The sequence below is a fragment of the Aeromonas sp. 19NY04SH05-1 genome (genome assembly GCF_040581895.1).
GTDB lineage: Bacteria > Pseudomonadota > Gammaproteobacteria > Enterobacterales > Aeromonadaceae > Aeromonas > Aeromonas enteropelogenes.
In genome coordinates this window covers 3,491,100-3,514,001 of sequence record NZ_CP095328.1, presented here as the reverse complement: position 1 = coordinate 3,514,001, position 22,902 = coordinate 3,491,100, and the positions used below count along the sequence as shown (strand labels likewise).

Sequence of the window (22,902 nt, the reverse complement as noted above, 5' to 3'; positions counted from 1 at the left end):
GGTTTCTTTTGCTAAAACAACGAATTATTACTGCTTTGATGTTGATCCCCCTGGTCCTGGGGGCGCTCTTCTTTTTGCCATTGAAGTTTTTTGCCCTGTTGGCATCGCTGGTATTTTTGCTGGCCAGTCGTGAATGGAGCACCTTCGTGTCGGCCAAGCCGCTGCAGTGGTTGCCCATCGTATTCTGTTTGTTGCTCGGCGCCAGCCTGTTCTGCTTACCGGTGGAACAGCTCTGGGCCCCTGGCCTGCATCCTCTGGTGATGGGGGTGCTCTGGACCGCCGCCAGCTGGTGGTTGCTGGGGCTGATCCTGGTATTGCGCTACCCCCAAAGCGCCAAGTTGTGGCGTGAATCCGTCTGGCTCAAGTCCCTGTTTGGCCTGGTAACTCTGGTGCCTTTCTTCTGGTCCCTGGTGGCCATTCGCGGTTACAACTTCTACCACGATCCCATGATGGGGGCCTGGATATTGCTGTTCGTCATGGGACTGGTCTGGGCGGCAGATTCTGGCGCGTATTTTTTTGGCAAGGCGTTCGGCAAGCACAAGCTGGCGCCCGCCGTCAGCCCGGGTAAAACCATCGAAGGCATGTGTGGCGGCCTCTTTACCGCCAGTCTGTTGGCCATCGGTGTGACCTGGTGGATGGGCTTTGTGCCTGTCAAGATGGGCATAGTGCTGTTCTGCTCCCTCTTGGCGGTGCTGGCCTCCGTGCTGGGTGATCTGACCGAGAGCATGTTCAAGCGCGAGGCGGGCATCAAGGATTCCGGTACCCTGCTGCCCGGTCACGGCGGTGTGCTCGACCGGATCGACAGCCTGACCGCCGCCCTGCCGGTCTTCTTGCTCAGCTATCTGTTGCTCAGTCAGGAGTTCTGATGCGTAACCTGGTGATTCTGGGAGCCTCCGGCTCCATCGGTCAGAGTACCCTGAAGGTGCTGCGCCATAACCCGGGCCGTTGGCAAGTGTTGGCGCTGACCGCCGCCCGCAGCGTGGATGCCATGCTGCGGGATTGTCTCGAATTTTCCCCGCGCTTTGCCGTCATGGTTGACGAGGAAGCTGCCCGCGAGCTGGCGAGTCGCCTCAAGACCCATGGCAGTCAGACCCGGGTGATGTCCGGCCCTGCGGCCCTGTGCGAGGTTGCGGCGCATCCCGATGCCCACAGCGTGATGGCGGCCATCGTCGGCGCGGCAGGACTGGCACCCACCATGGCGGCGGTGCGTGCAGGCAAGCGCATCCTGCTGGCCAACAAGGAAGCATTGGTAATGTCCGGCGCCTTCTTCATGGAGGCGGTGCGCGAACACGGCGCCGAGCTGTTGCCCATCGACAGCGAGCACAACGCCATCTTCCAGTGCCTGCCGACCGCCATCCAGCGTCAGCCGGGCTTCTGTGATCTGGCTGCGGCGGGGATCAGCAAGATCCTGCTGACCGGTTCAGGTGGTCCGTTTCGCTATACCGAGGTGGCCGAGCTGGCCAAGGTGACCCCGGCCCAGGCCATTGCCCATCCCAACTGGTCGATGGGGGCCAAGATTTCGGTGGATTCCGCCACCATGATCAACAAGGGATTGGAATATATCGAGGCGCGCTGGCTGTTCAACGCCGCCCCCGAGCAGATCCAGGTGGTCATTCACCCGCAGTCCGTCATTCACTCCATGGTGCAGTACAAGGATGGCTCCGTGCTGGCCCAGCTCGGCAATCCGGACATGTGTACCCCCATCGCCCATGCGCTGGCTTATCCCAATCGCATCCCTTCCGGCGTGGAACCTTTGGATTTTTTCAGTGTCGGAGAGTTCAGCTTCATTCGACCCGATTACGATCGTTACCCCTGTCTGGCACTGGCCATCAATGCTTGCCAGAAGGGACAGGCGGCCACCACGGCGCTCAATGCCGCCAACGAGGAGGCGGTCGCAGCCTTCCTGGCCGAGCGGATCGGTTTCATGGATATCGCCCGGATCAACGAGGCCGTGATGCTGGCGCTGGAGAACAGTGCCGTCAGTTCTCTCGATGATCTGTTTGCCCTGGATGGTGCGGCCCGTGCCCGTGCCCACCACCTGATTGAGGAGATTGGCTGATGGGCGGTGTATTGTGGAACATTGGCGCCTTTGTCGTTGCGCTGGGCCTGCTGGTTGCAGTGCATGAATTCGGCCACTTCTGGGTGGCCCGTCGCTGCGGTGTCAAGGTGGAGCGTTTCTCCATCGGTTTTGGCAAGGCGATCTGGCGCCGGATGGGTAAAGACGGTACCGAATATGTGCTGGCACTGATCCCGCTCGGGGGCTACGTCAAGATGCTGGATGGCCGGGTCGATGAACTCAAACCCGGTGAAGAGCAGCAAGCGTTCAATCACAAGAGCGTCTGGGCACGGATGGCCATCGTCGCGGCCGGTCCCATGGCCAACTTCGTGTTTGCCCTGGTCGCCCTGTGGCTGATGTTCATGATCGGGGTACCGAGTGTCAAACCCGTGATTGGCGAGGTGCGTCCCGCCTCCATCGTGGCTCAGGCCGGTATCGAGCCTGGTGTCGAGATCGTCGGAGTAGGGGATGAGCAGACCGGTGACTGGGAGAGCGTAACCTATGCCCTTATCAGCCATCTGGGTGACAAGTCGGTCACCCTGAAGGTGCAGGCGCCGCAGACCAGCTACGCCACCGAGAAGACCCTGTCGCTGGAAGGCTGGACCTTCGACCCTGACAAGGAGTCTCCTATCGGTAGCCTTGGCATAGTCCCTCTGGGTGGCAAGATGCTGCCTGTGGTGGCTTCGGTTGTGGCCAAGAGCGCCAGTGAAAAGGCAGGTCTGCAGGTTGGTGATCGCCTCAAACAGGTGGGCGATCAGGAGATAACTACCTGGCTCCAGTTTGTCGAACAGGTGCAACAGTCGCCAGGCGAGCCGCTACAGATAGTGGTGGAGCGCAACAACCAAGATCTCGGCTTGACCCTGACCCCGGATAGCAGGAAGGTACAGGGCAAGGTGGTCGGTTATGTCGGACTCGCTCCGCAACTGGTTCCATTACCGGATGAATATCGAATTCTGTTACAGTATGGGCCTTTGCAGGCGCTGTGGCAGGGGGCTGACAAGACCTGGAGTCTGATCACGCTCACTTTCGACATGATTGGCAAGCTGATCGGCGGCATAGTGTCGCTGGACAACCTGAGCGGGCCCATCTCCATTGCCAAGGGAGCGGGTAGCAGTGCCGATTACGGTCTGGTCTATTTCTTGAGTTTTCTGGCACTGATCAGTGTCAACCTGGGGATCATCAATCTGTTTCCCCTGCCGGTGCTGGATGGTGGTCATCTTGTCTACTTCCTGATCGAAGCGATCACCGGCAAGCCGGTATCGGAAAAAGTACAGGAAGTGGGTTTCAGGATCGGCGCCGCCATTCTGATGTTATTGATGGGTATTGCGCTGTTTAACGATTTCGCTCGCCTCTGAGGCCAGAGCATCAACAAGGACACATAAGAACAAAATGGCTGTTAAAAAAGCATTGGTGTTGAGTTGCCTGCTGGGTGCCAGTTTCCTGGCCCAGGCGGCCCCTGCCTCTTTTGTGGTGCAAGATATCCAGGTCGAGGGCCTGCAACGGGTGACCCTGGGTGCCGCACTGTTGAACCTGCCGATCCGGGTTGGCGACAACGTCGACTCCGTGACCCTGGCGAATGCCATCAAGAAACTCTATGCCTCCGGCAACTTCGAGGATGTGAAGGTCTACCGCGATGGCCAGGTGCTGCAGGTGATGGTCAAGGAGCGTCCGACCATTTCCAGCATCGAGTTTTCCGGCAACAAGGACATCAAGGAAGAGCAGCTGACCCAGAGCCTGGAGTCCTCCGGCATCCGGGTCGGTGATCCCCTGGATCGCACCGTGCTCACCTCCCTCGAGAAGGGGCTGGAAGATTTCTATTACGGTGTGGGCAAATACTCCGCCAGGGTCAAGGCCATCGTTACCCCGCTGCCGCGCAACCGGGTCGACCTCAAGTTCACCTTCGTGGAAGGCCAGGCCGCCAAGATTCAGCAGATCAATATTGTCGGCAACAATGTCTTCCCGGAAGAGAAGCTGATCGCCCAGCTCTCCCTGCGCGATGAGGTGCCCTGGTGGAACTTCACTGCGGATCAGCGTTACCAGAAGCAGAAGCTGGCCGGTGACATCGAGACCCTGCGCTCCTACTACATGGACCGCGGCTATATCCGTTTCGCCCAGGAGTCCACTCAGGTCTCCATGACTCCGGACAAGAAAGGCGTCTACGTCACCCTGAACATCAAGGAAGGGGATCAGTACAAGGTCTCCGGTATCCAGCTCAAGGGCAACCTCATCGATCGCGCCGGCGAGATGAAGGGGCTTATTCCCATTGAAGCTGGCAACGTCTACTCGGCGAGCCAGGTGACCCACACCGAAGAAGTGCTCTCCAAGTTCCTCGGTCGCTACGGCTACGCCTATCCCAAGGTGGTCACCTTCCCGCAGGTCAATGACGAGACCAAGGAAGTGGAGCTTATCGTCAACGTCGAGCCGGGTCCCCGCGTCTATGTACGCAACATCAACTTCAATGGCAACGTGACCACCGAAGATCAGGTACTGCGCCGCGAGATGCGCCAGATGGAAGGCACCTGGCTCTCCTCCGACAATATCGAACAGTCCAAGACCCGTCTCAACCGCCTCGGTTATTTCGAGAGCGTCGAAGTGGATACCAAGCGGGTGCCGGGCAACGATGATCTGGTCGATCTCGACTTCAAGGTCAAGGAGCAGCCGGCCGGTTCCATCAACGCGGGCGTCGGTTATGGTACTGAGTCTGGCCTCAGCCTGCAGGCGGGGATCTCCCAGGACAACTTCATGGGGACCGGCAAGCGGGTCTCCATCAACGCCAGCACCAACGACTACTCCAAGAACGTTGACCTGAGCTACAACGACCCCTACTTCACCGTGGATGGTGTCAGCTTGGGTGGCCGTGTCTACTACAACCAGTTCCGTGCCGATGATGCGGATATCGTGGATTACGAGAACGAGACCATAGGCTTCCGTCTCTCCAGCGGTTTCCCGGTCAACGAGCACAACCGTCTGGACTTCAGTACCGGTATCGAAAGCTCCAAGCTGAGCCGTCCTACCTTCAATGAGTCCAAGTTCAACGAGTGTATCGCCGACAACAAGCCGTCAGCAGACAACACCTACTGCTACGACCTGTGGAACGACAACCGTCAATCGGTACAGATGGACCAGTTCTGGGATCTCTATGCCAAGGGTGAGGACAGCGTCGACTTCGTCACCGTTGACCTGACTGCAGGCTGGACTCGTTCCACTCTCAACAAGGGGATGTTCCCGACCGCAGGTGATCGTCAGCGGGTCAACGCCAAGGTCACCATTCCTGGCATGGATCTGCAGTACTACAAACTCTCGGCCGAAGATGCCCACTACTTCCCGCTGGACGCGGATCACAGCTGGGTCATGATCGGCAAGGGCCGGGTCTCCTACGGTAACGGCTATGGTGACAGCACCATGCTGCCCTTCTTCGAAAACTACTATGCGGGTGGTTTCGATACGGTGCGCGGCTTCAAGAGCAACACCATAGGTCCCAAGGCGATCTACCGACAGTACACGAACAACGGTACCGGGGCTCCGACGGCGACGGGTTATTACGAAGGTTCCGACACCTCGGTCGGTGGTAATGCCCTGGCGGTGGCCTCGTTCGAATTGGTCTTCCCGACTCCCTTCGTCTCCGAGACCTATCGTCCACAGATCCGCAGCACCGTCTTCGTCGATGCAGGTTCTGTCTGGAGCACCGATTTTGCCAATGGTGCCTACCCCTGTGCTCCTGGCGCAGACTGCAACTACCAGAGTCAGGACTACTCGGACCCGGCCAACATCCGGGTCTCCGCCGGTGTCTCACTGCAGTGGCTCTCGCCCATGGGGCCGCTGGTGTTCGCCCTGGCCAAACCAATCAAGAAATATGAAGGGGATCGTACCGAAGTCTTCTCCTTCAACATCGGTCGTACCTTCTAAACGACATCACGCCCCCACCCGCAAGGTGGGGGTATTCAATGATGGGATGCGCAGTTTGCGTGCCTCACCAGGTAACAAGACGGTAGTCATGCCGCTTGCATAATCGGGTAAATCAGGTAGCCCTCACCATGAGGGAACAAGGAGTAAGTGTGAATAAAGCGTTGAAAGTAGCTGGTTTGAGTTTTGCACTGATGGCTGCCGGCATGAGCTCAGCCTTCGCTGACACCAAGATCGCCGTGGTCGACATGGGCGAGGTGTTCCAGAAGCTGCCCCAGCGTGAAGCCGTGGCCAAGAAGCTCAAGGGCGAATTCGAGCCGCGCATGCGCGAGCTGCAGAAGCTGGAAGCCGACGGCCAGAAACTGGTTGAGAAGTTCCGCAAGGACGAGGCCTTCATGAGCGCCGAGCAGAAGAAGCAGAACCAGGAGAAGCTGGCCAAGCTGCAGATGGAGTTCAACAAGAAGCGTCAGGCATTTGAGCAGGACAACGGCCGCCGTCAGTCCGAAGAGCGCAACAAGATCCTGACCAAGGTGCAGGCTGCCATCGATTCCATCGCCAAGAGCAATGGTTACGATCTGGTGCTGGAGCGCAATGCTGCCCCGTATGCCGCCAGCAAGCTGGACATCTCTGCCCAGGTTATTTCTCAGGTAAGCAAGAGCAACTAATTGATGTCATTCACTCTCGCACAGCTGGCCCAGCAACTGGGGGCCCAGGTTCATGGCGACGGAACCCTGGAAATCCGCAAGGTAGCGACACTGGAAAAGGCCGGGGAGGGGGATATCACCTTCCTGTCCAACAAAAAGTACCGGCATTATCTGGAGCAGAGCAAGGCCACGGCCGTGCTCATCACAGAAGCGGATCTGCCGTTTTGTCCCACCAACGCCCTGGTGCTCAAAGACCCCTATGTGGGCTTTGCCCGGGTAGCCCAACTGCTGGATACCACCCCTCAACCGGCGACGGATATCCATCCGAGCGCCGTTATCGCGGCGGACGTGCAACTGGGCGAGAGAGTGGCCATCGGTGCCAATGCGGTGATCGAATCCGGCGTCGTGCTGGGTGACGATGTGCGCATTGGCCCGGGCTGTTTCGTTGGCAAAAATACCCGGCTGGGCGCCCGTTCCCGCCTGTGGGCCAACGTCACCCTGTATCACAATGTCACCATGGGCACCGACTGTCTGGTTCAATCCGGTACAGTGATCGGGGCCGATGGTTTCGGCTACGCCAACGAGCGTGGCGAATGGATCAAGATCCCCCAGCTTGGCGGCGTGACCATCGGCAACCGGGTCGAGATCGGCGCCTGCACCACCATTGACCGTGGCGCGCTGGAAGATACCTGCATCGCTGACAACGTCATCATCGACAACCAGTGCCAGATTGCCCACAACGTCGAGATCGGCTACGGCACCGCCGTGGCGGGCTCCACCGTGATGGCGGGTAGTCTCAAGGTCGGCAAATACTGTATCATTGGCGGCGCCTCCGTCTTTAACGGGCACATGGAGATTTGCGATCAGGCCACCGTTACCGGTATGGCCATGGTGATGCGACCCATTACCGAGCCCGGTGTCTACTCTTCCGGCATCCCCCTGCAGACCAATAAAGAGTGGCGCAAGACCGCCGCCCGGGTGATGCGTATCGAAGAGATGCACAAGCGGATTAGCAAGCTTGAGAAGAAGCTGGATCAAGAATAATCACGATTGGTATAGGGTACTGTTTTGACTACTGAAAAGAAGAGCCTGGATATCCAGGAAATCATGAACCTGCTGCCCCACCGTTATCCGTTCCTGATGGTGGATCGGGTGGACGACTACGAGATCAGCGATGAGCGCAAAACCCTGCGCGCCATCAAGAACATCTCGTTCAACGAGCCTATCTTCCAGGGCCACTTCCCGGCCAAGCCGGTGTTTCCCGGTGTGCTGATCCTGGAAGCCATGGCGCAGGCGACCGGTATCCTGGCGTTTACCATTGTGGGCAAGCCGTCCCCCAATGAACTCTATTATTTTGCCTCAATCGACAACGCTCGCTTCAAGCGCCCGGTCGGCCCCGGCGATCAGCTGGTGCTGGACGTGGAGTTTCTGAAAGAGCGCCGCGGTATTGCCAAGTTCACCGGTGTCGCTACCGTCGACGGTGAAGTGGTCTGTACCGCCGAGCTGATGTGCGCCAAACGCGAGGTTTAACACACGTGATCGACCAGACTGCCATCATTCACGATACTGCCATCGTCCATGAGTCTGCTGTGATCGGTAAAGGGGTTGAAATCGGCCCCTTTTCTGTCATCGGCGCCGAGGTAACGATCGGTGACGACACCTGGGTGGGTTCCCATGTGGTGATCAAGGGCCCGACCAAGATTGGTCGCGGCAACAAGATCTTCCAGCACACCTCCATCGGTGAGGATTGCCAGGACAAGAAGTACGCCGGCGAGCGCACCTTCCTCGAGATTGGCGACAACAACGTCATTCGCGAAAACTGCACTTTCCACCGTGGTACCGTGCAGGATCAGAGCCTGACCAAGGTGGGCAGCGGCAACCTGTTCATGGTCAATGTGCACGTCGCCCATGACTGCATCATCGGTGACAACTGCATCTTCGCCAACAACGCGACTCTGGCGGGCCACGTGGTGATCGGCGATTTCGTGATCTTTGGCGGTCTCTCCGCGATCCACCAGTTCGGCCGCGTCGGCTCCCACGCCTTCGTCGGTGGCTGCGCCGCCCTCAACAAGGACGTGCCGCCCTACGTGATGGCCGCCGGTAACTACGCCAAACCGTTCGGGGTCAACTCCGAAGGCTTGCGTCGTCGCGGTTATACGCCTGAGGCCATCTCCGCCGTCAAGCGCGCCTACAAAGAGATCTTCCGCTCCGGCAAGACCATCGAAGAGGTGCTGCCGGTGCTGACCGAAATGGCCGCAGTCGAACCTGCGGTGCAGCTCTATGTCGACTTCCTCAAAGACAATGAGCGCGGGATCATCCGTGCCTGATCCGGTTCGCATCGGTATCGTCGCCGGAGAAGTTTCCGGCGATATTCTGGCGGCGGGTCTGGTACGCGAGCTGCAAGCCCGCTATCCGGACGCGCAGTTCGAAGGGATCGCAGGGCCGCGCATGCAGGCCCTGGGCGTGAAAGCCCTGTTCGAGATGGAAGAGCTGGCGGTGATGGGCATCAGCGAAGTGCTGGGCCGTCTGCCCCGTATTCTCAAGGTGCGCCGTGAACTGCTACGCCATTTCATCGCCAATCCGCCCGATATCTTCATCGGCGTGGATGCTCCGGATTTCAATATCGGGGTGGAGCTGAAACTGCGCCGCGCCGGTATCAAGACGGTTCACTATGTCAGTCCCTCCGTCTGGGCCTGGCGCCAGAACCGCATTCACAAGATCAAGGCTGCCACCGACATGGTGCTCGCCTTCCTGCCGTTCGAGAAGGCCTTCTACGACAGATTCGAGGCTCCCTGCCGCTTCGTCGGCCACACCATGGCGGATGACATTCCGCTGGTGCCGGATCAGGCTGCGGTGCGCAGAACCCTGGGTATCGACGCTAACCGCCGCTGGCTGGCGGTGCTGCCGGGTAGCCGGACAGCGGAAGTGGGCTTTATGTCCCCCCTGTTCCTAGAGGCGTGCAAACACCTGACGGTGCGTTACCCGGATCTCGGCTTCATCGTGCCCCTGGTCAACGAGAAGCGACGCGAACAGTTCATGGCCATCAAGGCCGACGTGGCGCCGGATCTCGGCATGGTGCTGCTGGAAGGGCAGGGACGCGAGGCGATGATCGCCGCCGATGTGGTGATGCTCGCCTCCGGTACCGCGTCGCTCGAGGCCATGCTGGTGAAAAAACCCATGGTGGTGGGGTACAAGCTCAAACCCTTCAGTTACTGGCTAGCCCAGCGCCTGGTGAAGACCGAGTTCGTCTCCCTGCCCAACCTGTTGGCGGGTCGCATGCTGGTGCCCGAACTCATCCAGCACGAGTGTACCCCGGAAAACCTGGTGGTCGAGGTCAGCAAATACTTCGAGCATGACAACAGCGAGCTGGTGAACACCTTCACCGAGTTACACCAGCTCATCCGCTGCAATGCGGATCACCAGGCCGCCGAGGCGGTGGCCGAGTTGCTCGGCAGATAAGGCTGCGGCCGGCTGTGCCCATGTTATGTCAGGCCCTGCGGGGCCTGTTTTGATTCAAGGCGACAAGATGATGATCGATATTCCTGACGACAAGCTGGTTGCCGGTGTGGACGAGGTGGGCCGCGGCCCCCTGGTGGGGGACGTGGTGACCGCCGCCGTCATCCTCGACCCGGCCAATCCCATCGCCGGCCTCGCCGACTCCAAGAAGCTCTCCGAGAAGAAGCGTCTGGCCCTGTTTGACGAGATCAGGGAGAAGGCGCTGGCCTTCGCCATCGGCCGTGCCAGCCCGGAAGAGATCGACGAGCTCAATATCCTGCACGCCACCATGCTGGCGATGCAGCGTGCCGTGGCGGGGCTCAAGGTCACGCCGGAGCTGGTCTTTATCGATGGCAACCGTTGTCCGGCCCTGCCGATGGAAGCCCGAGCCGTGGTCAAGGGGGACAGCCTGGTGGCCGCCATCAGCGCCGCGTCGATCCTGGCCAAGGTGACCCGGGATGCGGAAATGACCGAACTGGACAGCCGCCATCCCGAGTACGGCTTTGCCCGTCACAAGGGCTACCCGACTGCCGAGCATCTTGCCATTCTGGCAGAACGCGGGCCCCTGCCCGAATATCGCAAAAGCTTCAAACCGGTGCGCCGTGCACTGGGGATCGAATAACCCATGCCACGCTGTCTGCATGACGACATCCACGCCAGCTGGCGCCACGAGAGGGGATAACCATGGCTGACCCCCGTTTTATCCATCTGCGCGTTCACACCGACTTCTCCATGGTGGACGGTCTGCAGAAGATCAACCCCATCGTCGGGGCGGCAGCGGCCGATGGCATGCCGGCCCTGGCCCTGACCGACCAGATGAACATGTGCGGCCTGGTGCGCTTCTATGGCGCCGCCCACGGCAAGGGGATCAAGCCCATCGTCGGGGCCGACTTCTGGGTACAGAGCAATGAGCTCGGCGACGAGCAGTTCCGCCTCACCCTGCTGGCCATGGACAACGACGGCTACCAGAACATCACCCTGCTCATCTCCCGCGGCTACCAGCGCGGCCATGTACAGGGACGCCCGGTCATCGACAAGGCCTGGCTCGCCGAGCACGCCAAAGGGGTGATTGTCCTCTCCGGTGGCCGTGAGGGGGATGTGGGCAAGTTCCTGCTCAAGGGCAACCGCCAGATGACGGAGCAGTGTCTCACTTTTTATCAGGAGCACTTCCCCGACGCCTACTATCTCGAGCTGCTGCGCACCGGTCGACCCGATGAAGAGGCCTACCTGCACATGGCTGTTGCCCTGGCCACCGAGTTCGAGCTGCCGGTGGTGGCGACCAACGAGGTGGTGTTCCTGAGAGCTGATGATTTCGACGCTCACGAGATCCGGGTCGCCATCCACGATGGCTATACCCTGATGGACAAGCGCCGTCCACGCCGCTACAGCCCCCAGCAGTACCTGCGCAGCCAGGAGGAGATGCTGGATCTCTTCGCCGACATCCCGGAGGCGCTCGAGAACACGGTGGAGATCGCCAAGCGCTGCAACGTGACGGTGCGCCTGGGCGAATACTTCCTGCCGAACTTCCCCACCGGTGACATGACCACCGAAGACTTCCTGGTGATGAAATCGAAAGAGGGCCTCGAGGAGCGCCTTGAGTTCCTGTTCCCGGATCCGGCGGTGCGGGCCGAGCGGCGTCCGGAGTATGACGAGCGTCTCGACGTCGAGCTGAAAGTGATCAACCAGATGGGCTTCCCGGGTTACTTCCTCATCGTGATGGAGTTTATCCAGTGGTCCAAGGACAACGGCATTCCCGTTGGCCCGGGTCGGGGTTCGGGTGCGGGTTCGCTCGTTGCCTACGCCCTCAAGATCACTGACTTGGATCCCCTCGAATTCGACCTGCTGTTCGAACGCTTCCTCAACCCCGAGCGGGTCTCCATGCCCGACTTCGACGTCGACTTCTGCATGGACAGACGTGACGAGGTGATCGAGCACGTCTCCGACATGTATGGCCGCGACGCGGTCTCCCAGATCATCACCTTCGGCAGCATGGCGGCCAAGGCGGTGGTGCGGGACGTAGGCCGGGTGCTTGGCCATGCCTACGGTTTCGTGGATCGCATCTCCAAGCTCATTCCGCCCGACCCCGGCATGACCCTGGCCAAGGCGTTCGAGGCCGAACCCAAGCTGCCCGAGCTCTACGAGCAGGACGAGGAGGTCAAAGACCTTATCGACATGGCGCGCCGCCTCGAGGGTGTGGTGCGCAACGCCGGTAAACACGCCGGTGGCGTGGTGATCGCGCCCACCAAGATCACCGACTTTGCGCCGCTCTACTGCGATGACGAGGGGCACCACCCGGTCACCCAGTTCGACAAGAACGACGTGGAGTACGCGGGCCTGGTGAAGTTCGACTTCTTGGGGTTGAGAACGCTCACCATCATCGACTGGGCGCTCGGCATGATCAACCCGCGCCTTGCCAAAGAGGGCAAGCCGCCGGTCGATATCGCCGCCATCCCCATCGATGACAAGAAGTCGTTCGACTTGCTGCAGCGCTACGAGACCACGGCGGTATTCCAGCTCGAATCTCGCGGCATGAAGGATCTCATCAAGCGGCTGCGCCCCGACTGCTTCGAAGACATGATTGCACTGGTGGCCCTGTTCCGACCGGGCCCGCTCCAGTCCGGCATGGTGGACAACTTCATCGACCGCAAACACGGCAATGAAGCTATCTCCTATCCGGATGAGAAGTGGCAGCACGAGAGCCTCAAACCCATACTCGAGCCCACCTACGGCATCATCCTCTACCAGGAACAGGTGATGCAGATCGCCCAGACCCTGGCGGGTTATACCCTGGGTGGCGCAGATATGCTGCGCCGGGCGATGGGTAAGAAAAAACCCGAGGAGATGGCCAAGCAGCGGGCCGGTTTTGAAGAGGGCGCCATCAAGAACGGGGTCGATGGCGAGCTGGCGATGAAGATCTTCGACCTGGTGGAGAAGTTCGCGGGTTACGGCTTCAACAAGTCGCACTCCGCCGCCTATGCGCTGGTCTCCTACCAGACCCTCTGGCTCAAGACCCACTTCCCGGCCGAGTTTATGGCGGCGGTGATGACCGCCGATATGGACAACACCGACAAGATAGTGACCCTGGTGGACGAGTGTCAGCGCATGGGGCTCACCGTGATACCGCCGGACGTGAATACCGGCCGCTACCGCTTCACCGTCAACGACGATGGTCACATCGTTTATGGCATAGGGGCGGTGAAGGGGGTGGGGGAAGGGCCTATCGAAGCCATTCTCTCGGCGCGAGATCAGGACGGCCCCTTCCGCGATCTGTTTGACTTCTGCAACCGGGTCGACATCAAGAAGCTCAACAAGCGGGTGATGGAAAAACTCATCCTCTCCGGTGCCATGGACCGGCTAGGCCCTCACCGCGCAGCCCTGATGGCGACCCTGGAAGAGGCGATGCGCGCCGCCGAGCAGCACGCCAAGGCCCAGGCGGTGGGCCAGGTCGACATGTTCGGTGTGCTCACCGAAGAGATCGACGACGTCAAGAAGGCATTTGCCAACGTGCCCCACTGGCCTGACAAGGTGTGGCTGGAGGGGGAGCGCGAGACCCTTGGGCTGTACCTGACTGGCCACCCCATCAACCAGTACAGCAGCGAGCTGCGTCGCTATACCTCGGGTCGCTTGTGCGATCTGCATCCCACCTCCCGGGATACGGTGACCACGGCGGCGGGTCTGGTGATCGCGGCACGCAGCATGGTGACCAAGCGTGGCAACAAGATGGGGATCTTCACCCTGGACGACCGTTCCGGTCGCCTGGATGTGACCCTGTTCAGTGAAGCGCTGGAAAAGTATGAAGAGTTGATGCAAAAAGACCGCATTTTGGTGGTTTCTGGACAGGTCAGCTTTGATGACTTCTCCGGTGGCCTTAAAATGTCGGCTCGAGAATTACTGGATATCAACGATGCGAGGGAGCGTTTTGCCAGAGCAATCCGCATCTCCCTCGATGAACAGCGGATTGATGATCGCTTTTTCCCGCGTTTGTGCGAGATTTTGGAGCCCGCCCGTGCCGGAGTCTGTCCGGTTCAGGTAAACTATCGTCGCCCCGGCTCCCGGGTGCGATTGACGCTCGGTACCGAGTGGCGGGTGACGCCCACCGATCAACTGATAGATGACTTGCGAGTCCTGCTTGGACGAGAGCGGGTTGAATTGGTTTTTGATTAGAGGTTCTAAGGCCCTATGAGTCTTTTTCTGGATTTTGAACAGCCGATTGCCGAGTTGCAGGCGCAGATTGATGAACTCAAACATGTGAGTGAAGGCAATCACGCCGTGGATCTGAAAGACGAGATCCGCCGGCTGGAGAAGAAAAACGAAGAGCTGACCAAGAAGATCTTCGGTGATCTGGGTGCCTGGCAGGTGTCACAGATGGCGCGTCATCCCCAGCGCCCCTACACCTTTGACTATATCGAGCATATCTTCACCGATTTCGACGAGTTGGCTGGCGATCGCGCCTATGCCGATGACAAGGCTATCGTCGGCGGCATCGCCCGTCTCGACGGTGAGCCTGTGATGGTGATTGGTCACCAGAAGGGTCGCGAGACCAAAGAGAAGATCAAGCGCAACTTCGGCATGCCGCGTCCGGAAGGGTACCGCAAGGCCCTGCGTCTGATGGAGATGGCCGAGCGCTTCAAGATGCCGATCATCACCTTTATCGACACCCCGGGCGCTTACCCCGGCGTCGGTGCCGAAGAGCGTGGCCAGTCTGAAGCGATTGCCCGCAACCTGAAGGTGATGGCTGGTCTGACCGTGCCGGTGGTCTGCACCGTGATCGGTGAGGGCGGTTCAGGTGGTGCGCTGGCCATTGGTGTGGGTGACCGCGTCAACATGCTGCAGTACTCCACCTACTCCGTCATCTCGCCGGAAGGGTGTGCCTCCATCCTGTGGAAGAGTGCCGACAAGGCCTCCGTAGCTGCCGAAGCGATGGGGATCACTGCCCAGCGTCTGAAAGAGCTCAAGCTGATCGACCACGTGATCGACGAGCCCCTCGGCGGTGCCCACCGCGATGTGGAGAAGATGGCCAAAAACCTCAAGGCTCGCATCAAGCAGGATCTGGACGCCTTGCGTCCGCTCGATACCGAGCAACTGCTGGAGCAGCGCTACCAGCGTCTGCTGGGCTACGGCTACTGCTAAACCCGGCTCGGCACCAGCATCATGAAGCCCCCGTCCTGCACGGGGGCTTTTTTATGTCTGCTTCTGGTCAGGGGGGCAGAGACTCAGAGGGGTTGGGGAGTAAAGCAGAATTGGCTTGTGGGCGTGCCGGCGGCAGTTAGCCTGTCGGGGGCAGGATGGCCGGGTAAAATAAAACGCCCCGCAGGAGCGGGGCGCTGGTATCTCATGTGTCGGTGTTACAATTCAATCTCGTCACACATTCCTTCGTAGGCGATATCGATGGATTGCAGCTCCTTCTGCAGGCGATGCTTGTCTTTCAACGCCTCAATCTCACGCCACTTGCGTTTTTTTCCCGTTGTCCCGCGGCTACGCGAACCGAGTTCAACTACCTCTTCATACTCGAAGTTGAACATGTCCATGGCTCCCTCCTTGGTTGTTATCGTTTTCACCATCCGTATAACATAACGACATTGAAAGTAAAACGTTTTTATTGCGACTCCATGACAGCGCTAAAAAAAGCCCATAAAAAAACCGGGAGCCCAACATGGCTCCCGGTTTTTTTCAGCAAAAAGAGTCGATTACAGGTGGCTTGCCAGCATGGTTTCCAGCTTGCCCTGGTCGATGGCAAACAGGCGGATGCCTTCGCCCAGCTTCTCGACAGCCATGGCGTCCTGGTTCAGCTCCCAGCGGAATTCGGCTTCGGTCATCGGGGTTGGCTTGGGCATACGCTCGCCGGTGTAGTCCAGCTTGCGAACCACGGCGCCTTCGGCCTTGCTCAGCTCTTCCAGCAGGGCCGGGCCAATGGTCAGGCGGTCACAGCCAGCCAGTTCCAGGATCTCGCCGGTGTTGCGGAAGCTTGCGCCCATCACCACGGTCGGGTAGTCATGCTGCTTGTAGTAGTTGTAGATGGCGGTGACGGAGACCACGCCCGGATCTTCGCTCGCGGTGTAGTCGCGGTTGTGCTTGGCCTTGTACCAGTCGAGGATGCGGCCCACGAACGGGGAGATCAGGAAGGCGCCGGCTTCGGCACAGGCACGGGCCTGGGCGAAGGAGAACAGCAGGGTCAGGTTGCACTGGATACCCTCTTTTTCCAGTACCTCGGCGGCGCGGATCCCTTCCCAGGTGGAGGCCAGCTTGATCAGGATGCGATCGTTGCTAATGCCGGCGTCGTTGTAGAGACGGATCAGTTTGCGGGCCTTGGCGATGCTGGCCTCGGTGTCGAAGGAGAGACGGGCATCCACTTCGGTGGAGATGCGGCCCGGGACGATCTTCAGCACTTCCAGACCGATGTTGACCGCCAGCTTGTCGCCCGCGTCGATGATTTGCTGTGCCTTGTCCTGGCTCTGGGATTTTGCCCAGTTGATGGCGTCTTCGATCAGCGGAGCGTACTCGGGGATCTCGGAGGCCTTCAGAACCAGAGAAGGGTTGGTGGTGGCATCGATGGGCTGATAGCGTTTGATGGCTTCGATATCACCGGTATCGGCAACAACAGTGGTCAGGGCTTTCAGCTGGGTTAATTTATCGGCCATAGCGAATATCATCTCTTAATGCGGGAGTCATCCCGGGGTTGCGGGCGTGAGACGGCGATTCTGAAATAAAATTACAGGTTCCTGTTGCCTCATGCTCAGAAAAACGCGACGGGGCCAGCCCATCGTCATTGCCTGCCTAATTAATACTGATGTGGTGCATCCTGCAATAGGGAGGGTTGGCCGTTAATCATCCAGTGTTTGATGTCACCTCAAAAACCATGATAAAAGTATATGATTAGTAAGGTTTTTTACTTCCTGCAACAAGGTCGGCTCCGCTTGTCGTCGGGCCATCTTTTTTCACAAATATCCAGATTTGTGTCCTCGATCACATAAATTATTACTTCAGGTACTTGAAATTTAATTACATGTAAAACGTTTGGCGACAGTGCGCGATTTGAGCGCCGTTTCAGGCAATCGTTTGCATTTTTTGACGGGGTTTGGCGGCGGCAGACGAAAGGTTCTCTTATGAGGCTTGTTTTCTGCTTGCACGATTAACTTATTGGAATTGTTGAAAGTTTGCGATTTGAATGGAGCTTTTTGGGCTTTTTCCGTTCGTTTTTTGTATCCCGAGTGATCCGGATCACTATTCTGAACTCCCCCGCTATGCTAGATTCCGCCCCTTTAGCGAAACGCTAATTAAAACGACAGACAAAAAACGGCCGGCACGGATCGGCCATGGATGTGAATAACAACGAGAGAATTATGGACACTTTGATTGCGATGCTAAACGACCTGATGTGGGGAGCCGTGCTCATCTACCTGCTCATCGGGGTCGGAATTTTCTTCACCTTCAGACTCGGCTTTATCCAGGTCCGTCATTTTGGCCACATGTTTTCCGTGCTGAAGAACAGCCGTAAATCGGACAACGCAGGCATCTCCTCCTTCCAGGCTCTTTGTACCAGTCTCGCCGCACGTGTCGGCACCGGCAACCTGGCCGGTGTGGCCGTAGCCATCTATCTGGGTGGCCCGGGCGCCATCTTCTGGATGTGGCTGATCGCCTTCATCGGCATGGCGACCGCCTTCGTCGAGAGCACCCTGGCCCAGCTCTACAAGGTCAAGGATGAAGACGGCAACTATCGTGGCGGCCCCGCCTACTACATGGAAAAGGGGCTTGGCATGCGCTGGATGGGGGTGCTGTTTTCACTGTGCCTGATCCTGGCCTTCGGTCTGGTGTTCAATGCGGTGCAGGCCAACTCCATCAGCCTGGCGATGAACGTGGCTTTCGGCATTCCTGACTGGGTCAGCGGCCTGGCGCTGGTGGTCCTCTCCGGTCTCATCATCTTCGGCGGCATTCGCGGCATCGCCCGTTTCGCCGAACTGGTGGTGCCCTTCATGGCACTGGCCTACATCCTGCTGGCGCTGATCATCGTCGCCATGAATATCAGCGAACTGCCCGGTGTGTTTGCCCTGATCATCAAGTCGGCGTTTGGTATCGAACAGGCAGGGTCCGGTGCCCTGGGTTATGCCATCTCCCAGGCGATGATCAACGGCATCAAGCGCGGCCTCTTTTCCAACGAGGCGGGCATGGGTTCTGCGCCCAACGCTGCAGCGACTGCGACCCCTTATCCGCCCCATCCGGCCTCCCAGGGCTATGTGCAGATGCTGGGTGTCTTCATGGACACCATCGTCATCTGCAGCTGTACCGCGGCCATCATCCTGGTCTCCGGCCAGTTTGAACCGGGTTCCGGTGTGACTGGCGTCGAGCTGACCCAGCGTGCTCTGTCATCCCAGATAGGTAACGGTGGCAACATCTTCATCGCCGCAGCCATCTTCTTCTTCGCCTTCACCTCCATAGTGGCGAACTACTCCTACGCGGAGACCAACCTGGTGTTCCTCGAGCACAACCACAAGGGCGGTCTGATGCTGTTCCGTCTGTTCGTGCTGGGCATGGTGATGTTCGGTTCCGTGGGCGAGCTGCCGACCGTGTGGGCCATGGCGGATGTCTCCATGGGGCTGATGGCCATCGTCAACCTGGTGGCGATCCTGCTGCTCTCCGGCGTTGCCATCAAGCTGGCCAAGGATTACAACGACCAGCTCAAGTTGGGCAAGCTGCCTACCTTCGATGCCAACAAGTACCCCGAGATCCGCTCCCAACTGGAAGCGGGGATCTGGGACAACCCGACCAAGAAATAAGAGCGGGTGAGTCAGACCGACAAGGGGAGCCAGTGGCTCCCCTTTTTTTCGTTATGTCAGCCGATCCCAGCGGCGACAGACCTGGTTCAGCCGTCGCCGCAGCTGGCGCCAGCAGCGTTGGCGCTGCCGTGCATTGAGGGGGGCGTAGCGCCACCTGCGATAGAGCCAGGCACTTTGTCGCAGGGGATGGACCAGCTCGGGACGCAGCTGTGCCAGATGTTCGCACCACAGGGCCAGGCTTTCCCCCGGCGTGGGCGAGCAGCCTATCTTCCGACCCCGTTTTAGCAGTGGCGACCAGATCCGTTGTTGTGGTGGCTGGCGACCAGGCCAGAGCAGGGGCAGGCTCACCAGCAGGGTAACCAGCATCAGGCTGGCGAGGATAAGCCATGGGATCTGGCCGGCGAGTGTCGGCCAGCGTTGGCCGAGCTGCTGCCAGAGCTGGCTGGCATCATGACCCAGCACCCAGCGGCTCCACTGATAGTCGATGTTGCTGCCCCACCAGCGCAGCTGGTTGAGCAGGGCCCAGTTGCGATAGCGCTGCAGGGCGAGGGGATCGGCGGCGGTAAACGCCTCGTTCAGCGCCTGGGTGATGCCCCCTTCGATACGCTCTGGCGCGACCACCGCAGTGGGATCGATGCGTCGCCAGCGTCCGGCCTCATCAAGATACTCCACCCAGGCGTGGGCATCGAACTGGTGTACCGCCAGATAGTTGCCGCTGGGATTCCACTCGCCGCCGAGATAGCCGGTCACCAGTCGGGCTGGGATCCCGGCTGAGCGCAACACGAAGGCAGTGGCCATGGCGTAGTGGCCGCAAAAGCCGCGCCGGGTATCGAACAGAAACTCATCCACCCCGTCGTCGCCAAGGGGAGGGGGCGTCAGGGTGTAGGCGTAGGGCTCACGGCGAAAGGTCGCCAGCAAGGCGGCTACCATGGCATCCCGCCCGGGGTATCGCTCGCGCAAGTCAAGGGCGAAGGCGCGCGCCCTGGGGTTGCCCGCCACCGGCAGTTGCAGATTGCGCTGGCGTGATGGCAGGGTAGCATCTTGTTCTGCCTGAAGGCCGCTTACCCGATAGCGAATGGCCACCTCGCCGCGTCCCTGGCGATAGAGGGTGGCAAGGGGAGTCACCAGTACGGGACCATCCAGCACCAAGGGACTGGCCAGGGCAAAGGCCCAGCGATGGCGCTGAGGTTCGGCGATCACCTCGTAACTGCCGGTTGGCAGAGGCACATCGGATAGCGCGCCGGGTACGCCCTCTCTGGTTGGCACGGCGCGCTGCCAGGCCTTGACCTCGGCGCTCAGTTGCCAGCTCCGGCCATCGAAATACTCCTGACGCATCACCGGAAAGTAACGCTCGCTGGCCGGTGGTGGGTTGCCTGCAAAGGTGACGCGAAAGGCGAGCTCGGACGAGTTGGCCAGCTCGCTGATGTCCCCGGGCGATAACGTCTCGGAGAGCCCTGACAGGGCGCGGCTGGTGGAGGGCATCTGCCACAGGGGTGGCAACCTTGGTAGCAGCAAAAACAGGGTAAGTAGCAATGGAAAGGCCAGCAGCAGCGCAAAGCCTGCCTTGCGCCAGGGCTGCCGCAAGGCGGGATCCACCGCCGCTACCAGTGCTGTGATTGCCAGCCAGAGGGCCAGCATCATCATCATGGCCCAGCCGATGCTCTGACGCTGTACCAGCGCCAGCGCGATGAGGAAGAAGGCGAGTAGCAGCACCTGCTCTATGTCCCGCTCTCGCCGCACCTCGATCATCTTGAGGCTATAGCCGAGCCAGAGCAGGTTGATTAGGGCTGGCAGGGTGCCCAGCGTCCGCCATTGCCATACCAGCAGCAAGATGCCGATGCCGGCCAGCAGCGCCAGTAGCCGGGCAGGGGGCGCACGCCAGCCCCGCCACAGCATCATGGCGCGCACGCCCAGGGTCGCGGTGCCCACGGCCAGCACCCAGAGTTGCAGCTGGGGCCAGAGCGCCGCCGCCAGCAGCAGCTGTTGCAGGGCGATGAGCGGCAGCAGGCGACGGTTATCGAGCAGCATCCTTCACCCTCTCTGCTGTCGTATCCCCCTTGTCGCCAACGCGCGCCAGTGCCAGCCGGCAACGCTGGAGGAAGGCAGGCCCGCTCTCGGGACCGAGGGTCTGGCCCGCCAGGGTCAGGGTGAAGGGGACGCCCCGCTTGGCGAAATCGCTGCACCACCAGGCCAGCACTGACAGCCGCGCTTCGAGATCCTGGCCACTGACCCGGGAGAGGGAGAGGTGGGTGTCATCTTGCAGGGGCTCTTCGAACTGCTTGACCAGGAGGCCGCGTCCCTGGGCGAGCTGCTTCCAGGCGATCCGGCTCGGCGGCTCCCCCGGGCGATGCTCCCGCAGGGTATCAAAGTCCCCGAGAGTGGCGGGAACGACTTGCCCCAGTCCCGCTTGTTCCGTTTGCGACGCGCCCGTGAGCAGACTCCCATAAAGAGGTGCGGGGGCGAGCCAGGCCTCCAGCTGCAGGTCCAGTAGCGACCAGCAGCGAAACAGTCCCAGGGGATAGCGGCTCTCCACCCTTAGCCGGTTCAACGCCACCCGGCCGCGCCGGCCGCCCTTGACTGGCAGGATCAGGCTGGCGGGAGCCGGGTCGGCTTGCGCCAGCCAGAGGGAGCCTTCGTTCAGGGTAAACTGCAGTGCCCGCGCAGGGCGAAGGGCTCTCACCGTCACCCGGATGGACAGGGGCTGGCCCGCTTCACCCAGCACCATGGGGCCCCCAAGCAGGGACAACCCCAGCAGGTTGCGATGGGTGAGCCACATGGCGGCCATAAACAGGCTGGCGAGGCAGTAGGCAATCAGCAGCACCAGGTTGTTCTGGTAGTTGGTGCCGAGCAGATAGATGGCGATCATCACCAGCAGGTAGCCAAGCCCGAGGCGGGTCGGCAGGATAAACAGGCTGCGCGGCCCCAGCGTTACCTGGCGGGCGGGGGGAATGCGGCGGGCCAGCCAGCGCCGCTGCCATGCATCCCGTCGGTGTCGCCAGCCCATCAAGGATTGTCCGGATCCACCCTGGCCAGCAGGCGCTGACTCAGGGGGCAGGCCTCGCCGCGTTGCACGCCAAAGCTCCCCCTGAGCCTGTGTTCGGCCACATAGGGGAAAACGGCCTGCACATCCTCTGCCGTCACGAAACGGCGCCCCGCGACCAGGGCCCAGGCGCGGCTGACCGCCAGCAGGGTGCGAGCGGCCCGGGGGGAGAGGGGCTGGGGCAGATCCTCATCGAACCGGCTCTGGTGGACCAGCGCCAGCAGGTAGTCGAGGGTGGCATCGGAGAGATGAATGTCATCTGCCTGCGCTTGCAGGGCGGCCAGGGCGGCAGCATCCAGCTGGCGGGTCAGGGTGATGGGCTGGTTGGCACCGCGCAGTAGCTGTCGCTCGGCTTCCCTTGGGGGAAAACCCAGCGACAGGCGCACGGCAAAGCGATCGAGCTGGGACTCTGGCAGGGGATAAGTGCCTGCCTGATCCGCCGGATTCTGGGTAGCGATGACGAAGAAGGGGGAGGGGAGCGGATAGCTCTGTCCCTCCATGCTCACACTGTGCTCGGCCATGGCCTCCAGCAGGGCGCTCTGCACCTTGGGGCTGGCGCGGTTGATCTCGTCGGCCAGCAACACCTGGGTGAAGACGGGGCCGGGGTGAAAGCGAAACTGCTGCTGGACTTTATCGAAGATCTGCAGCCCCAGCAGATCGGCAGGCAGCAGATCGGCGGTGAACTGCACTCGCCGGCAATCGAGCCCCAGCACCTGGGCCAGCGCATGGGCCAGGGTGGTCTTGCCCATGCCGGGCAGATCCTCGATCAGCAGATGGCCGCGAGCCAGCAGGGTGACCAGAGCTATCTTGAGTTGCTGCGGCTTGCCGAGGATCACCTGCTCCAGGGCCGTCAACAGTTGCGCAATCTGTTCCTGTGTCCTCATTCGCACCTCCATTGTGCTCTCTCCCATTTATACCCTAGTCAGAAGAGATTGGTCTAAGCTGGCCGTCGTTTATTTCTTGGTGACTTCACAGAGACTTCACACAGGTTCA

The 22,902-nt window shown here is 60.2% G+C and carries 18 protein-coding genes; 13 read left to right on the top strand and 5 right to left on the bottom strand.

Annotation, left to right across the window (positions count from 1 at the left end; all coding sequences use genetic code 11):
- Window positions 1-38: 38 nt before the first annotated feature.
- The 12 genes from MRK42_RS16020 to accA all read left to right on the top strand — a co-directional run bounded on the left by MRK42_RS16020 (window position 39) and on the right by accA (window position 15,228).
- Window positions 39-866 carry a phosphatidate cytidylyltransferase gene (locus MRK42_RS16020; protein WP_231555614.1) on the top strand — a complete coding sequence of 276 codons (828 nt, stop codon included), beginning with the start codon at window positions 39-41 and terminating at the stop codon, window positions 864-866.
- On the top strand, window positions 866-2,059 hold the full coding sequence (gene ispC / locus MRK42_RS16015; RefSeq protein ID WP_223378730.1) for a 1-deoxy-D-xylulose-5-phosphate reductoisomerase: 1,194 nt from the start codon (window positions 866-868) through the stop codon (window positions 2,057-2,059). Before MRK42_RS16020 ends, ispC begins: the two co-directional genes overlap by 1 nt.
- The gene (gene rseP, locus MRK42_RS16010; protein WP_338611013.1) at window positions 2,059-3,411 is read left to right on the top strand and encodes a sigma E protease regulator RseP; all 1,353 of its coding nucleotides are present in this window, start codon (window positions 2,059-2,061) and stop codon (window positions 3,409-3,411) included. The genes ispC and rseP overlap by 1 nt, the downstream gene beginning before the upstream one ends.
- Window positions 3,412-3,445: 34 nt before the next feature.
- Window positions 3,446-5,962, top strand: coding sequence for an outer membrane protein assembly factor BamA (gene bamA, locus MRK42_RS16005; protein WP_338611011.1), 2,517 nt, complete (start codon window positions 3,446-3,448; stop codon window positions 5,960-5,962).
- Between the two features lie 149 nt (window positions 5,963-6,111).
- Window positions 6,112-6,624 carry an OmpH family outer membrane protein gene (locus MRK42_RS16000; RefSeq protein ID WP_026456029.1) on the top strand — a complete coding sequence of 171 codons (513 nt, stop codon included), beginning with the start codon at window positions 6,112-6,114 and terminating at the stop codon, window positions 6,622-6,624.
- 3 nt (window positions 6,625-6,627) lie between these two features.
- Window positions 6,628-7,647, top strand: a complete 1,020-nt coding sequence (gene lpxD, locus MRK42_RS15995) for a UDP-3-O-(3-hydroxymyristoyl)glucosamine N-acyltransferase (protein WP_338611008.1) — start codon at window positions 6,628-6,630, stop codon at window positions 7,645-7,647.
- Window positions 7,648-7,710: 63 nt separating this feature from the next.
- Window positions 7,711-8,133 carry a 3-hydroxyacyl-ACP dehydratase FabZ gene (gene fabZ / locus MRK42_RS15990; RefSeq protein ID WP_354689057.1) on the top strand — a complete coding sequence of 141 codons (423 nt, stop codon included), beginning with the start codon at window positions 7,711-7,713 and terminating at the stop codon, window positions 8,131-8,133.
- 5 nt (window positions 8,134-8,138) lie between these two features.
- Entirely contained in the window at window positions 8,139-8,930 is a 792-nt protein-coding gene (lpxA, locus tag MRK42_RS15985; protein ID WP_338611005.1) for an acyl-ACP--UDP-N-acetylglucosamine O-acyltransferase, read from the top strand.
- On the top strand, window positions 8,923-10,062 hold the full coding sequence (lpxB, locus tag MRK42_RS15980) for a lipid-A-disaccharide synthase (protein WP_338611003.1): 1,140 nt from the start codon (window positions 8,923-8,925) through the stop codon (window positions 10,060-10,062). Before lpxA ends, lpxB begins: the two co-directional genes overlap by 8 nt.
- 67 nt (window positions 10,063-10,129) lie before the next feature.
- Entirely contained in the window at window positions 10,130-10,720 is a 591-nt protein-coding gene (rnhB, locus tag MRK42_RS15975) for a ribonuclease HII (RefSeq protein WP_042027940.1), read from the top strand.
- A 62-nt stretch (window positions 10,721-10,782) separates the two neighbouring features.
- Complete coding sequence (dnaE, locus tag MRK42_RS15970) at window positions 10,783-14,262, top strand: DNA polymerase III subunit alpha (protein ID WP_354688334.1); 3,480 nt, start codon at window positions 10,783-10,785, stop codon at window positions 14,260-14,262.
- A 15-nt stretch (window positions 14,263-14,277) separates the two neighbouring features.
- Window positions 14,278-15,228, top strand: a complete 951-nt coding sequence (gene accA, locus MRK42_RS15965) for an acetyl-CoA carboxylase carboxyl transferase subunit alpha (protein ID WP_005338549.1) — start codon at window positions 14,278-14,280, stop codon at window positions 15,226-15,228.
- Between the two features lie 215 nt (window positions 15,229-15,443).
- Here the strand turns inward: accA and MRK42_RS15960 are convergent, their stop codons facing one another.
- Together MRK42_RS15960 and tal are read right to left on the bottom strand one after the other, a co-directional pair.
- Complete coding sequence (locus MRK42_RS15960) at window positions 15,444-15,626, bottom strand: DUF3545 family protein (protein WP_026456021.1); 183 nt, start codon at window positions 15,624-15,626, stop codon at window positions 15,444-15,446.
- A 159-nt stretch (window positions 15,627-15,785) separates the two neighbouring features.
- Window positions 15,786-16,736 carry a transaldolase gene (tal, locus tag MRK42_RS15955; protein ID WP_042073158.1) on the bottom strand — a complete coding sequence of 317 codons (951 nt, stop codon included), beginning with the start codon at window positions 16,734-16,736 and terminating at the stop codon, window positions 15,786-15,788.
- A 702-nt stretch (window positions 16,737-17,438) separates the two neighbouring features.
- Between tal and MRK42_RS15950 the strand changes: the two genes are divergently transcribed.
- The gene (locus MRK42_RS15950) at window positions 17,439-18,869 is read left to right on the top strand and encodes a sodium:alanine symporter family protein (RefSeq protein ID WP_042027935.1); all 1,431 of its coding nucleotides are present in this window, start codon (window positions 17,439-17,441) and stop codon (window positions 18,867-18,869) included.
- Window positions 18,870-18,920: 51 nt separating this feature from the next.
- Here the strand turns inward: MRK42_RS15950 and MRK42_RS15945 are convergent, their stop codons facing one another.
- Genes MRK42_RS15945 through MRK42_RS15935 form a run of 3 tightly spaced genes read right to left on the bottom strand, consistent with a single transcriptional unit; the run spans window position 18,921 to window position 22,793 of the window.
- Window positions 18,921-20,897, bottom strand: a complete 1,977-nt coding sequence (locus MRK42_RS15945; protein ID WP_354688333.1) for a DUF3488 and transglutaminase-like domain-containing protein — start codon at window positions 20,895-20,897, stop codon at window positions 18,921-18,923.
- Window positions 20,884-21,873 (bottom strand): DUF58 domain-containing protein, encoded by a 990-nt coding sequence (locus MRK42_RS15940; protein WP_124240452.1) that lies wholly within the window; start codon window positions 21,871-21,873, stop codon window positions 20,884-20,886. Before MRK42_RS15940 ends, MRK42_RS15945 begins: the two co-directional genes overlap by 14 nt.
- Window positions 21,873-22,793 (bottom strand): MoxR family ATPase, encoded by a 921-nt coding sequence (locus MRK42_RS15935; protein WP_201940820.1) that lies wholly within the window; start codon window positions 22,791-22,793, stop codon window positions 21,873-21,875. Before MRK42_RS15935 ends, MRK42_RS15940 begins: the two co-directional genes overlap by 1 nt.
- Between the last annotated feature and the right edge of the window lie 109 nt (window positions 22,794-22,902).